The 13,045-nt window shown below is 63.8% G+C and carries 10 protein-coding genes; 4 read left to right on the top strand and 6 right to left on the bottom strand.

What is annotated here, in order from left to right; translation table 11 throughout:
* Window positions 1-4: 4 nt before the first annotated feature.
* From HRU92_RS13695 to HRU92_RS13675, 5 genes are all read right to left on the bottom strand, one after another.
* A complete protein-coding gene (locus HRU92_RS13695; protein ID WP_127754859.1) occupies window positions 5-937 on the bottom strand; it encodes a manganese catalase family protein in 933 nt (310 codons plus the stop codon).
* Between the two features lie 159 nt (window positions 938-1,096).
* On the bottom strand, window positions 1,097-2,629 hold the full coding sequence (locus HRU92_RS13690; protein WP_172121604.1) for a TolC family protein: 1,533 nt from the start codon (window positions 2,627-2,629) through the stop codon (window positions 1,097-1,099).
* Window positions 2,629-4,629, bottom strand: coding sequence for an FUSC family protein (locus HRU92_RS13685; protein WP_172121603.1), 2,001 nt, complete (start codon window positions 4,627-4,629; stop codon window positions 2,629-2,631). Before HRU92_RS13685 ends, HRU92_RS13690 begins: the two co-directional genes overlap by 1 nt.
* Complete coding sequence (mdtN, locus tag HRU92_RS13680) at window positions 4,610-5,656, bottom strand: multidrug transporter subunit MdtN (RefSeq protein WP_172121602.1); 1,047 nt, start codon at window positions 5,654-5,656, stop codon at window positions 4,610-4,612. Before mdtN ends, HRU92_RS13685 begins: the two co-directional genes overlap by 20 nt.
* Window positions 5,656-5,850 carry a YtcA family lipoprotein gene (locus HRU92_RS13675; protein WP_349236651.1) on the bottom strand — a complete coding sequence of 65 codons (195 nt, stop codon included), beginning with the start codon at window positions 5,848-5,850 and terminating at the stop codon, window positions 5,656-5,658. Before HRU92_RS13675 ends, mdtN begins: the two co-directional genes overlap by 1 nt.
* Window positions 5,851-6,189: 339 nt before the next feature.
* On the opposite strand from HRU92_RS13675, the gene HRU92_RS13670 reads away from it, so the two are divergent.
* From HRU92_RS13670 to HRU92_RS13660, 3 genes are read left to right on the top strand one after another with little or no spacing between them, the layout of a single operon-like run.
* Complete coding sequence (locus HRU92_RS13670) at window positions 6,190-6,753, top strand: TetR/AcrR family transcriptional regulator (RefSeq protein WP_127754854.1); 564 nt, start codon at window positions 6,190-6,192, stop codon at window positions 6,751-6,753.
* A 40-nt stretch (window positions 6,754-6,793) separates the two neighbouring features.
* A complete protein-coding gene (locus tag HRU92_RS13665) occupies window positions 6,794-7,975 on the top strand; it encodes an efflux RND transporter periplasmic adaptor subunit (protein ID WP_164854919.1) in 1,182 nt (393 codons plus the stop codon).
* 8 nt (window positions 7,976-7,983) lie between these two features.
* Window positions 7,984-11,142, top strand: coding sequence for an efflux RND transporter permease subunit (locus tag HRU92_RS13660; RefSeq protein ID WP_172121601.1), 3,159 nt, complete (start codon window positions 7,984-7,986; stop codon window positions 11,140-11,142).
* Window positions 11,143-11,191: 49 nt separating this feature from the next.
* Here the strand turns inward: HRU92_RS13660 and HRU92_RS13655 are convergent, their stop codons facing one another.
* Window positions 11,192-11,770, bottom strand: coding sequence for an alpha-ketoglutarate-dependent dioxygenase AlkB (locus HRU92_RS13655; RefSeq protein WP_173088344.1), 579 nt, complete (start codon window positions 11,768-11,770; stop codon window positions 11,192-11,194).
* A 189-nt stretch (window positions 11,771-11,959) separates the two neighbouring features.
* Here HRU92_RS13655 and HRU92_RS13650 point away from each other — a divergent pair, with 189 nt between their 5' ends.
* Window positions 11,960-13,039 carry an AI-2E family transporter gene (locus HRU92_RS13650; protein ID WP_173088342.1) on the top strand — a complete coding sequence of 360 codons (1,080 nt, stop codon included), beginning with the start codon at window positions 11,960-11,962 and terminating at the stop codon, window positions 13,037-13,039.
* The last annotated feature ends 6 nt before the right edge of the window (window positions 13,040-13,045 follow it).

The following is a 13,045-nucleotide window of genomic DNA, read 5'->3' as shown; positions in this document are numbered from 1 at the left end:
GGGATCAGCGCGAAGCCTGGTAGAGCTTGGCGGCGATTTCGTAGAATTCCTCGGGGGCATAGTCGGGGGTGAAAGCCGATGGGACGCCCTGGAGCTGCTGCATCTTGCCGCCATTGGGCATGCCTTCAACGACCTCAAGCGGGCCGGGAGGATCGCCGGGCAGGGCGACTTCGTCATTGGACCAGATGCCCGAGATGTCCTTGTAGTCGTTCTGGCTCCAGGTGTAGAGGCGGCGATGTGAGCCTTCGTCCAGGTATTTCTGGCATTCCGGGATCTTGGCCAACGGGATATTAGGCGTTGGCAGCATCTTTTCGATCTCGACGCCGGTGAGCTTCTTGAGCGCCAGCGCATAGGAATGAGCGTGCACCGAACCGCGCACCAGTAGATAGCCGCACACTTCCCGGCCCGTGGCGTCGTCAGCGCTCAGGGTCTCGTATACGCGCAGCTTGTGGAGGCGCGCGCCGCATTCGAGATGGAAATTGTGCAAGAGATCAAAGATCAGATTGCCGGTGGTGGTGATGAAATCATTGTTCCAGCTAACGCCATTGGAGTTGACCGGCGTGGCGCCACCGCCATTGGAAAGGAACGCCGCCGCAAGGCGGATATCCTGCATGGCCTCGAAGGGCGACTTGGAAATATCGCCACCAGGGCCGGCATCGCCGCCCGGCTTTTCGGGGCCGTTGTTGAGCATGGCCACGCCATTGCTCACGAGCTCCACATGGGCGAGTTCTTCGGCGGTGATCGAGGCGACAAGGCTATAAAAGGGGCGCAGCTTGTCCTTGCTGCGGAAGTTGAAGCTTTGGAACATGTAGTTCCCGAGGGTGGACATTTCGCCATATTTGCCACCCAGCAGTTCCTGCAGTGCGGCCGCAGCATTGGGATCCTGCTTTTTGGGGGGCGGCAGCTCGGTTATGAGGCGATCGACGCGCATGAACATGCTTGGCACTCCTTGTGTTAGCCAAGCAGAAGCAACGGTGGCCCCGCGGGGACGTTCCGATAAACGGGAAATAGTCTTGCCGGTTGCTTGGGCACAGCATGAGTAATCGTCGTTTATTTTAGCGGCCGCCGTCAGGCGGGGCAGCGAGCACCGCCGGCGTTAAAGACCATGCGCGCTGGTCAAGGTTCCCGTGGCAAAGGCGAGGGCCGCGGCGGCGGAAAACGCATTGCTGCGCGCCTGGGCCTGGGCATATTGCGCCTTGAGCAGCCCCGCCTGGGACACGCTGGTTTCGGGCAGGGTGCCGATGCCAGTGCTGTAATATTCCACCGCGGCGTCGTTGTTGGTGCGGGCGGCGTTGACGAGCTGAGTTGCGGCGGCATAGCCCGAAAGGCTGGTGCGCAGCACGTCATAGGCGACAACGATCTCCTGGGCGGCGGTGCTTTGCAGGCGGTTGAAATCTGCTGCGGAAGCGGCGGCATTGGCTTGCGCCGATTGGAGTTGGGAGTCGCGAAGGCCGCCATCAAAGATGGGCAGGCTGAGGCCCAGCAGCACGGCCGCATTGGGTTGGGCGACGGTGAGCGAGGCATCGGCATCAAAGCGGCTGTCATCGACCGAATAGCTGCCGAGAACGGCGCTGAGATTGCCCGTCAGCGCCACTTTGGGCATGAAATTGGCCTGGGCGGCGAGGATGCCCTGTTCGCTGGCTTTCATCTGGGCAAAGGCTGCCTGGACATCGGGGCGGCGCTGTAGCGACGCGATGATCAGCCGGTCAAGATTGGCGGGCAGCTTGCTCGGCAGCGGCTTGTTGCTGATGTCCTGCACCTTGATGTTGGTGAGGGGCGACACGCCCATGGCCCCCAGCAACATGGATTGCGTGCTCCGCTCCTGGCCGACGGCCTGGGTGAGGTCGAACTCGGCCTGGGCCACCTGCTGCTTGGCCTGAGCGACCTCCATTGTGGTGGCGAGGCCCTGTTTCAGCTTGGCCTCGGCGGCGGCTAGGACAACTTTGACATTGTCGAGGGCTTCGCGATTGATCCGCGTCTGCGCCCTGGCGGCGTTGTATTGGTAATAAGCGTTGCTGACATCGTAGATCAGCTTCTGGTGGGCGAGGGTGAAGCCGAGATTGGCGGCAAAGGACAGCTGTTGCGCGCTGGCCAGCGCTGCGTCGCGCGAGCCGAAGTCGAACAGGAGCCATTCGATGGCGAGCGCGGGCACCACTTGCACGCCCGAAGTGGTGATGGTGCCGTTGGGGATGTCGATGGGGACGTCGAGGATCTCGGTTTGCAGGCCCGGGGCGGTAGTGGAGGTGGCGGCAAAGCCGGCTAAAACATCGGCCGACAGCACGGGCAGATAGGTGGCTTCCGCGACCCCGGTGGCGGCAGCCGCTTCGCGCGCCCGCTGCCAGGCGGCGCGGGTGGTGGGGCTGGCGAGCTGGGCAATGTTAATGAGCTGGGGCAGGCTATAGGTGGTGGAGGAATTGAGCGTGGGCGTCGTCACCACGATGGGCATGTTGGGGTCGGGCGCGGCGGCGAAGTTCCGGGTGCCCTTGTCCAGCGCCGGCATGCCCGCAACGCCATTATAAGGCGTGGTGGCGCTGGCAGGCGCGAGATTGAGGGAGGAGGGGGAGCAGCTGGCCAGCCCCACCCCCATCAGCAGAACAGCCAGGACGTGGGGGAGCCGGTGCACAAGCATTAGATCGCCTCGAGCGTTCGAGCAAAACCGAGCAGCAAGTTCTGATAGGAGTGGATGGCGCCCTCCAGGTCGACGCGCCAGCGGGCCCGGCGAGGCGCCTTGCGCTCCAGCCGCTCGAGGCGATGCAGCGACTGGAAGGCTTGATGCAACGACTGGTCGAGCATGGTCCGGGCCTCCGGGGCAGGCTCGAGGATAGCATCGGCGGCAGTCTTTAAAAACCCGCCCACGGACGCTTCCTGCGCCAGCGTTGCTGCTTTGACACTGCGGGGGGCGCCATGCAGGAAGCGCCCGGTCTGGCGCAGCAGCTGCAAGCGCGCGATCTCGGGCACGGCGTGCTGGCTGGCTCCGAGGATGGCGGCCACATGGGGCAGGACGGGCGAGCTGAGGCGCAGCCATTCGGGCTCGAACACCGAGATCAGGGTGAGGCGGTGGGCTTCGGCGATCTCGGTGGCGGGTTCGGCCGCGCCGGGATAAGGGTGCCGGAGAGCCGTGGCGAGGCTTTGGAGGGCGTGCGAGAGATGGCCGGCGATGACGCCGGCAACGCTGGTGGGCCAGAAGGACAGAAAAACAATGGCCACCACGACATTGCCGATCAGGATGCCGAGCACCCGGTTGGTGGCGACCCCGATATCGAGCGAGGGGCCAAAGCCGTGCAGGGTGCAGAGAAAAAAGGCCAGCGCCATCTGCCAGCCGGCATATTGAATGAGGCTCGAACCATTGGCGACCCAGGCGGCAATGAAGCTGCAGACGCCCACCAGCAGCATGAGCTGGCCGATATCGGTCATGTGCGGCATGAGAAAGAGGATGCTGCCGACGCCCATGGCGGCGCCAATGAGGCAGCCGATGATGCGCAGGGTGGCTTTGTGGAGGGTTTCGCCGGTGGTGCCGAGCGCCACGTAGAAGCAGGTGATCATGGCGGTATGCACTTCAAACCAGTCACGGGCGGTGTAGATGGCGTAGGTGATAAAGACTGCGAGCGTCGTCTTGAGGGCGAAGTGCAGATAGGCGGGGTTGGTGAAGGTGTCGGCCGTTAGCTCGAGGCTGGGTCCCGGGCCGGGGGGCAGGGGCGTGCGACCGCTCCAGAGGTCCGCCAGCCGGTCGGCAGCTTCGGCCAGCGGCTGGGTTGCGGGGGAGGAGGCCCTGGGTTGCCAGCCGCCCCGGTGGGGGGCTCGTTCTTCGATCAGGACCGCGAGGCGCTCGAGATCGGCGGCGAGCGCGGGATCGCGGGGCGCATCGAGCGTGGCGAGGAGCAGGGTTTCGCTGGCGGGAAGGGTCGCACCAAGGCGCGCGGCTTCACCCCTGCTGGCATAGCCGAGCAGGGCGGCCAGCTGGATGGGGGAAGCCAGTTCATCGCCTTCCTCGGGCTCTTCGGACAGGAGAGCCAGGGCCGCAGCGCCCGCCCCGGCCTCGCCGCGCAGCGCCCTGGCGCCGGTGCGCAGGCGCTTGCCAATGGCGTGGCGCGTCATGGTGTTGGGATTGGGACCGATCAGGGCGTTGACCAGAACCAGGGTCGCCATGGGGAAGAACACCACAACCCACATCCAGCTCAGCCCGCGGACCAGCAGGCCCGGAATGGGTACGAAATCGTTAAGGGTGAGCACAAAAGCGAAGACGAAACCGACCGTGGCAGCAATGGAGCCGGCGGAGGTGGCGACGGAGAAATACATGCCGCCAAAGGTGAAGGCCGCAACGAGCGCGAGGCGCACCATGGGTTCGTCGGCCGCGATGTCGAGCACCAGGACGCCGAGCGCGATGCCGACGCTTGCGGCCATGATGAGGGCCAAGGCAATGACGATGCCGCTGGCAGCATTGTTGCGGCTGGCAAAGAACACGAGATAGCAGGACAAGGCCGCTTCGGGCACCTGTTGGCTCATGGAGAGCACCACGACGATCACGCAGCAGAGCGCGGTGCGCAGGGACGCGCCAAGCCGCCCTTGATGGGGGCGCAGTTCTTCGATCAAGACGTCGCGAAGCTTGGGCCTAGGGCTGACGGGGAGCATCGCGGCGATCCGAAGGTCTGTCCACGACGACAACTGCCGACGCCCCGACGCGCAGCAGTGAGGAGGGTGGCTCATGCATTTCCAGATAAACCGGGAAACGCTTGGCCACCTTTACCCAGTTGAGTGAATTGGCCAGCACGGGTAGCCCCAGAATGGTGGTTTCATCGGTGGAGCGGACGCCCCAACCGATCGCCGTGACCGTGGCGCGCACACTCAACTCGGCATCGGCCATGATGTAGACATCGGCCTCATCGCCGAGGGAGATATTGGGCAGTTCGGTTTCGCGGAAAAACGCCACCGCTTCCCATTTGGAGGTGTCGATCATGGCAAAGGCGGGCACGCCGGTCAGCACATATTCGCCCGGCGCCATGGTGAGGCCCGAGATGATGCCGTCGATGGGCGCGCGCACGGTGGTGTTGGCGAGGTCCCGTTCCGCCAGGGCCACGGTGGCGGTGGCGGTTTCGACCTGGGCTTGCCGCGTTTCCACCGTGCCGATCACCTCGGTGGCGCCTTGGGATTGCTGAAGTGCCTGCTCGAGGCTCACCAGGGAATCGTTGTAGGCGGTGCGGGCTTCATCGACCTGCTGGGCCGTGACAAAGCCGCGCTTGAGCAGGGGCTCGAGCCGGTCAAGGGTCTGCTTGGCGAGGTCCGAATTGTACTGGGCGCGTTCGATCTGTTTTTGGGTGACATCGGCATTGGCTTGTTCGGCCGAAATGTTGCGCTCGCCCTGGGCGAGTTCGGATTGAGTGGCGCGCAGCTCGGCCTGGGCTTGTTCAAGTCGCAACCGGTAAGGCTCCGGATCGATCTGGAACAGGGTATCGCCTTTGCTGACGGCGGCGTTGTTGCTGACCGGGATCTCGATGATGCGGCCCGGCACATTGGGGGAAATCTGCACGAGGGGCGCATCGATCTCGGCGAAATCCGAGCTTGGATTGGCGGCGCCCTCGCTCCAGGCCAGATAAATCATCCCGGCGGTGAGGATGAAGATGGCATAGCCTACCAATCTGCCGAAGATCTTTGCCAGCATCACAGATATCCCGACCAGAGGAGCCAGCAGCCGATGCCGGCGCTGATCGACAAGCAGAGATAAACCAGGGGCGGGGCGGGCAGGTTTTGATCAATGTGGAGAAGAATGAAGAGGGCGCGCACGACCACCGCAATGATGATGCCGGCTACGGCGCAGATCACCCAGGCGGGAAAATAGGAGCCGAATATGGGCACGGATGGGGCGTGAGGGACGCGGGCGCAGCCGGGGAGGGCAACGGCTAAAATGACAGCTGTGCCCCACCCCCTCGATTGCACCCCAAGCTCCCGTGTTCCGCTCGCGGTGAGGACGGCCGGAAGCGGCCGGACCACGCCAATTGCAGTTCATTTCTAGCAATAGGGCGAGCGGCGCGGCTGACGGAAATCAAGCGCCGTAGCGAATGCGGGTGCGAGCTGGGTGGCGTAGCGGGGTGGTGTGGCGCTGCTTTGCCCGCGGTAACCAACCGCGCGGCGCTACGCTTGACAGGGTCCGCCAGCAATAATAGCTGACTGTTCAGGAATTAATCGGGGTTGGTCATGGCGCGCCACAGGACTATCGAGGAAAACACCATCCTCGACGCGGCCGAGCGCGTCATCGCCCAGAATGGCGCGGCCAATTTCACCCTTGAGGACGTCGCGGTGGAGGCGGGGATCAGCAAGGGCAGCGTCGTGCGCGATTGCGGCAGCAAGCAGGACCTGATCCGCCTCATTGTCAAACGCCGTTTCAACGAATGGCAGCGCATGCTCGACCAAGCCGAACTGGATCAGCCGGTCCAGGGCGCCTCAGGGCGCATTGCCGCCCATGTGGAACTGACAATGGCCGCCCTGCCGCAAGAACAGCGAGCCGTGGCGCGCAATCTTTGCGCCTCGCTGACCAATGATCTGGAGCTCACCAAGGTCATCAGCGAACACTATGAACGCGAGATCCAGGCGGTTTCAGCCCCCGGCGCCACGGCGGGCGCGCGGCTGGCATTCCTCGCGCTTGAGGGCATGCGCTCGCTCGAATGGTTTGGCACCCATAGCTGGCCCGATGGCGAGCGGCAGGAGCTGCTCGCCGAGATCGGCAAGCTGGCGCAGCTGGACGATCTCGACCCCCACTGAACCCACCACCATCTTCTGACCAACCAGGACTACAACTCCCGTGAACTTTGTGAAACGCGTATCCGGGGCCGCCTTGGCCATCGGGCTGGTAGCCGTTCTTGCCGCTTGCAGCGATGCTGATGGACAATCTGAAGCGGCGGCTCCACCGGCGATGCCGCCGGCCGGGGTGAGCGTTTTGACGGTCAAGCCCGAGCGGGTGGCGCTGGTCAACGAGTTGCCGGGCCGCATCGTGCCCACCCGGATCGCCGAGGTGCGGCCGCGGGTGTCGGGCATCGTGGTGGAGCGGGTGTTCGAGCAGGGCAGCCAGGTGGAGCGGGGCGATGTGCTGTACCGCATCGATCCGGCCAGCTTTGCGGTGCAGGTCGCGAGTGCCGAGGCCAACCTGGCCAGCGCCAAGGCGGGGCAGTTGCAGGCGAGCCAGCAGGCCGAGCGGCAAAATACGCTGCGCGAGCGAAATGTGGCCAGCCAGCAGGTGCTGGAAAGCGCAACGGCTGCCCTGGCGCAGGCCAATGCCAATGTGGCGGCGGCCGAAGCCAATCTGGCGGGGGCGCGCCTCAACCTGGAATATACCGAAGTGCGGGCGCCGATCAGCGGGCGCATCGGGCGGGCCTTGATCACCGAAGGGGCGCTGGTCACGGCGAACAGCCCCGAGAGCCTCGCGACCATTCAGCAGTTCGACCCGGTTTATGCCGATTTCACCCAGTCCTCGGGCGAACTCATCGCCCTGCGCCGCGCGCTGGAAGATGGCACGCTGGTCAGCGCCGGCGAGGACGCAGCCAGGGTCACGCTCAAGCTCGATGATGGCAGCCAATATCCCCATGAGGGCAAGCTGCTGTTCCAGGAAGCGGCTGTCGATGCCAGCACCGGCCAGGTCACGATGCGGGCCGAAATTCCCAATCCCGATGGCGACCTGCTGCCGGGGCTTTATGTGCGGGTGCTGATCGAGCAGGCCTTTGACCAGGACGCGATCACCGTGCCGCAGCAATCGCTGCTGCGCGATGCCGGTGGCAATTCGCAGGTTTACGTGGTGGGCGAAGACAATGTTGCGCAACTGCGGGTGGTGCAGGTCGGCCGCTCGCTGGGCAACCGCTACCTCATCGCGCAGGGTCTTGAGGTCGGCGACAAGGTCGTAGTGGAGGGTTTCCAGAAGATCGGGCCGGGCGCGACGGTCAATCCGCAAGAATGGCAAGCGCCGGTGGCTGACGCCGCCAAGGCGAACTGAGGACTGATATGGCTGGGTTTTTTATTGAGCGGCCGGTTTTCGCCTGGGTCGTCGCGATTTTCATCGTGGTGGCCGGCGTGCTCGCCATCCCCAATCTGCCAGTGGCGCAATATCCCAATGTGGCGCCGCCCCAAGTCTCGGTTTACGCCACCTATCCCGGCGCTTCGCCCGAGGAAATCTACCAGAGCGTAACGCGCCCGCTCGAGGACGAGCTCAACGGCGTCGAGGGGCTGATCTATTTTGAATCGACGTCCGATGCGTCGGGCATGATCACGATCAATGCCACTTTCGAGACCGGCACCGAGCTGGCCAACGCGTCGATTGACGTGCAGAACGCGGTGCGGCGGGTGGAATCCCGGCTGCCCCAGATCGTGACCCGGCTGGGCGTGCAGGTGCAGGAAGCCAGTTCGGGCTTTTTGATGATGGTGGCGCTCGTGTCCACCGACGGCAAGATGGATGCCGTGGGGCTGGGCGATTATCTCAGCCGCAATGTGACCAGCGAAATCGCCCGCATCGAAGGCGTTGGCCGGGCGCAGGTGTTTGCCTCGCAGCGCGCCATGCGCGTTTGGCTCGACCCCGACAAGATGCTGGGGTTGAACCTGACCTCGGCCGATGTGACCGCGGCGATTGCCAGCCAGAACGCCCAGGTGGCCGCCGGCCGGATCGGGGCGCAGCCCAATCCGCTGACGCAGCAGATTTCCGCCAGCGTCCTGGTGAGCGGGCAATTATCGACGCCCGAGGCTTTTGGCTCGATCGTGTTGCGCGCCAATCCTGATGGCTCCTCGGTGCGGCTGCGCGATGTGGCGCGGATCGAGATCGGGGCGGAAAGCTATGGCTTTTCCACCCGTATCAACGGCCAGCAGGCGGCGGCCTTTGCCGTGCAGTTGGCCCCCAGCGGCAATGCCATGGCGACCGCCGAAGCGGTGGAACACAAGATGGAGGAGCTCGCCCAGTTCTTCCCGCCGGGGGTCGAATACCGCATTCCCTACAACACCGCGCCCTTTGTGGAAGTCTCGATCGAGAAGGTGATCCACACCCTGATCGAGGCCATGGCGCTGGTCTTTGTGGTGATGTTCATTTTCCTGCAAAGCTTCCGCTACACGCTGATCCCGACCCTGGTGGTGCCGGTGGCGCTGGCGGGCACCTGCGCGGTGATGCTGGCGGCGGGCTTTTCCATCAATGTGCTGACGATGTTTGCCATGGTGCTCGCCATCGGCATTCTCGTGGACGACGCGATCGTCGTGGTGGAAAATGTCGAGCGCATCATGGCCGAGGAAGGGCTGCCGCCCCTCCAGGCCACGCGCAAGGCGATGAAGCAGATCTCGGGTGCCATTATCGGCATCACGCTGGTGCTGTCGGCCGTGTTCGTGCCGCTGGCGTTTACGTCAGGCGCGGTGGGCGTGATCTACCAGCAGTTCAGCCTGACCATGGTGATCTCGATCGTCTTTTCGGGCATTCTGGCCTTGTCGCTCACCCCGGCGCTGTGCGCGACGCTGCTCAAGCCGATCAAGCCGGGCCACCACGAAAAACGCGGACCCTTTGGCTGGTTCAACCGCACCTTTAATCGCGCAACGGGCGGTTATTCCAAGGGCGTGGGCTGGATGGTGCGCCGCACCGGCCGGTTCATGGTGATCTACCTGGCGCTGATTGTCGGGCTGGGCTGGGCCTATATGCAATTGCCCACCTCGTTTTTGCCCAGTGAAGACCAGGGCTTTTTGATCGCCGACATGCAGGCGCCTCCAGGGGCCAGCAATAACCGCATGGCCGAGATCACCAAGCAGGTGGAAGGCATTTTCCTCGCCGAAGACGCGGTGGAAGACATTATCGCCATCAACGGCTTCAGCTTTTCGGGCGCCGGCGACAATGCGGGCCTGGCTTTCATCACGCTCAAGGACTGGAAGGAGCGCGACGAAAACAACTCCGCCGACGCCATCGCCAATCGGGTCAACGGCCAGTTGTTCGGCCTGCGCGACTCCATCTCGTTTGCGCTGTCGCCCCCGCCCATTGCCGGGCTCGGGACCTCCAACGGGTTCACCTTCCGCCTGCAGGATCGTGGATCGCAGGGACAGGCGGCGCTTGCCGCCGCCGGTCAGCAACTTATGGGGCTGGCGTCGCAAAGCCCGGTGCTGCGGGGATTGCGCGTCGAGGGCATGCCCAACACGGCGCAGATCAATTTGATCGTGGATCGTGAAAAGGCCAATACCTTTGGCGTGAGCTTTGCCGATATCAGCTCGACCATCTCCACCAATCTGGGGTCGGCCTATGTCAACGATTTCCCCAATGCGGGGCGCATGCAGCGCGTGACGGTGCAGGCCGATGCCGGGCAGCGCATGGATGTGAGCGATCTGCTCAACCTCACCGTGCGCAATTCCAACGGGGGCATGGTGCCGCTGTCGACCTTTGCCAAGGCCGATTGGCGGCTGGGGCCGGCGCAAATCGTTGGCTATAATGGCTATCCGGCGGTGCGCATCGCGGGCTCGGCGGCCCCGGGCTTTACCTCGGGCGCTGCCATCGCCGAGATGGAGCGGCTTGCCGCCCAGTTGCCGGCCGGCTTTGGTTTTGAATGGACGGGCCAGACCCTTCAGGAAATCCAGTCGGGCTCGCAAAGCATGTTCCTCATGGCCCTGACCGTGGCCTTTGTGTTCCTGCTGCTGGCCGCACTCTATGAGAGCTGGTCGATCCCGCTGTCGGTGATGCTGGTGGTGCCGCTGGGGGTGATCGGGTCGGTGCTTGCCGTGATGCTGCGCGGCATGGCGAGCGACGTGTATTTCACCGTGGGCCTCATCACCATTATCGGCCTTTCCGCCAAGAACGCGATCCTGATCATCGAGTTCGCCAAGGATAGCTGGGCCGAGGGCAAGCCGTTGCTGGAGGCCACGATCGAGGCGGCCCATCTGCGGTTCCGGCCGATCATCATGACCTCGCTGGCCTTTACCCTTGGCGTGGTACCGCTGGCGATCGCCACGGGCGCCAGCTCCTCGAGCCAAAACGCTATCGGCACGACGGTGCTGGGCGGCATGATCGCCGCCACGCTGCTGGCCGTGCTGTTTGTGCCGGTGTTGTTTGTGTTCATCATGAAGCTGGTGCGGGCCAAGCCCAAGCGCATCGGGGTTGATGAGCCCATTACGCCCGCCGCCGCCAGCGCGCCGGCTGTTGCGGCCGAATAAGACAGGAAGGGGCAGGCAAGACCTGCCCCTTTGTTGTTGCGATGGGCTGCTAGGGCTGGTTGCGCAGCTCGCGGAAGGTGAGGGAAAACCGGGTTTGCTCCACGGGTGGAATGGAGTGCTCCCATTCGGTCCGGGCCGCGCCCGAGAGCAGATAGGCCGAGCCGGGCTCGGCGGTGATCGAGACGCGCTCCCATTTGGCGCCCGCCTTGCGCCGGAGCCTGAAGGTGCAGGCCGACAGCAACGATACCCCTACGATCGATCCGAAGACGGCCTTGTCCTTGTGCCAGCCGATGGGTGCACCCGGCCCATATTCGGTGACGAGAACCTGTTGCAGCCGGTCCGGCTCGATGCCGGCAAAGGCCGCCGCCTGATCGCGCAGCGGCAAAAGGAAAGGGGGAATAGGGTCAGTCCGCGCCAGCCGTTCGGTCGAAAAATCATAGCGCCAGCCAAAGGAAACCACCCGGCGCTTGCCTTCAAAGCCATGGAAGTCGAAGGCCTGGAACGGCAGTTGCCGCACCTGCCCGAGGACCTCCTCCTGCATGGCAGGCGGGATGGCCTCGGGGAAATAGCGGAAGCCCTCAGGGAGCATCGGCCCAGGCGAGCCGAAAAGGTCGGGTTGCGAGATCATGGGCGGAGGCTACCCGGAACGGCGGTGTGCGTCCATTGCAGCCACAATGAGGGCGGGCGAGCAAGCCCCGCGCCGCCCAGCTCGCGGTGAAGGACCTCAACTGCTGGGGATCGAAGCTGGCGCCTCGGGGGTTCAGTACGCACGCTCTTGGCAGCAGCTGCGGAAGGCGAACCGAAAAGGGCTCCATCGATGTCGAGACAAGGCATTCAAAACATCAGCTTCGTGGCCTTGGTGGTCGCGATCACTGCAGCCTTTGTTTGGCTGCTCCTGCCCTATTACAGCGCCATTTTGTGGGCGGTGATCCTGGCCATCCTGTTTAATCCGCTGCAGCGGCGCTTGACCGTTTGGTTCGGTGGCCGGCGCAGCCTTGCGGCCGTGGTCAGCGTACTGGCCTGTATATGCGTGGTTTTGATCCCGGCCAGCCTGGTCATTGCGTCCTTCTCGATTGAAGTCTCGTCCTTGATCCGGCGGCTCCAAGAAAGCGATTTTAGCCTCGCCGATGCCTTGACCCAGGTACAGGCGGTTTTACCGGATTTTGCCAACAAGGCCCTGGCCGACATGAATCTGGGCAATCTGCGCGAGATCCAGGACGGCGTGCTTTCAGCCCTTTCCAACACCGGCCAAACCATTGCCAGCGGCGCCCTTGGCATCGGGCAAGGCACGCTACAGTTCGTTATTGGCCTCGCGATCATGCTTTACCTTTTGTTCTTTTTGTTCCGGGATGGCCGGTCCCTGGTGCTGATGATCCGCAACTCAGTTCCCCTTGACCGCACGCGGACCGACGACATTGCCGCTAGATTCGTTTCGGTGGTCAAGGCGACGGTGCGGGGCAATGTGCTGATCGCCCTTGCCCAAGGTGGGATTGGTGGGGTTACGTTCTGGTTGCTTGGCATCGAAGCGCCGCTGCTTTGGGGCGTGGTGATGGCGGTGCTGTCGCTGCTGCCGGCGGTTGGCGCCTTTCTGGTTTGGGCACCGTTTGCTGTTTATCTCGGCCTGACAGGGGAGATCACCAAGGCAATCATCCTCGTCCTTGTTGGTGCGCTGGTGATCAGCACGATCGACAACTTCCTGCGGCCCGTGCTTGTGGGCCGCGAAACCAGGCTGCCCGACTATGTGGTGCTGATTTCCACGATCGGGGGTTTGTCCTTGTTCGGGGCAAACGGCTTTGTGCTGGGACCGCTGGTTGCGGCGCTGTTCATGGCCGTGTGGTCGCAGTTCACCGATGATCGGCTGAGCGAGAGCAGCGAGGACACAGCCGAGACGGTTTGAGCGGTG

The organism is Devosia sp. 1635, from assembly GCF_013185955.1.
Classification (GTDB): Bacteria; Pseudomonadota; Alphaproteobacteria; order Rhizobiales; family Devosiaceae; genus Devosia.
Note: the sequence above shows the minus strand (reverse complement) of the source record. Positions and strands in the feature narration are given on the sequence as shown.

Excerpts from the sequence above, each read along its gene's own strand:
- HRU92_RS13695 (WP_127754859.1), bottom strand. The coding sequence starts at position 937 with ATGTTCATGCGCGTCGATCGCCTCATAACCGAGCTGCCGCCCCCCAAA.
- HRU92_RS13690 (WP_172121604.1), bottom strand. The coding sequence starts at position 2,629 with ATGCTTGTGCACCGGCTCCCCCACGTCCTGGCTGTTCTGCTGATGGGG.
- HRU92_RS13685 (WP_172121603.1), bottom strand. The coding sequence starts at position 4,629 with ATGCTCCCCGTCAGCCCTAGGCCCAAGCTTCGCGACGTCTTGATCGAA.
- mdtN (WP_172121602.1), bottom strand. The coding sequence starts at position 5,656 with ATGCTGGCAAAGATCTTCGGCAGATTGGTAGGCTATGCCATCTTCATC.
- HRU92_RS13670 (WP_127754854.1), top strand. The coding sequence starts at position 6,190 with ATGGCGCGCCACAGGACTATCGAGGAAAACACCATCCTCGACGCGGCC.
- HRU92_RS13660 (WP_172121601.1), top strand. The coding sequence starts at position 7,984 with ATGGCTGGGTTTTTTATTGAGCGGCCGGTTTTCGCCTGGGTCGTCGCG.
- HRU92_RS13655 (WP_173088344.1), bottom strand. The coding sequence starts at position 11,770 with ATGATCTCGCAACCCGACCTTTTCGGCTCGCCTGGGCCGATGCTCCCT.
- HRU92_RS13650 (WP_173088342.1), top strand. The coding sequence starts at position 11,960 with ATGTCGAGACAAGGCATTCAAAACATCAGCTTCGTGGCCTTGGTGGTC.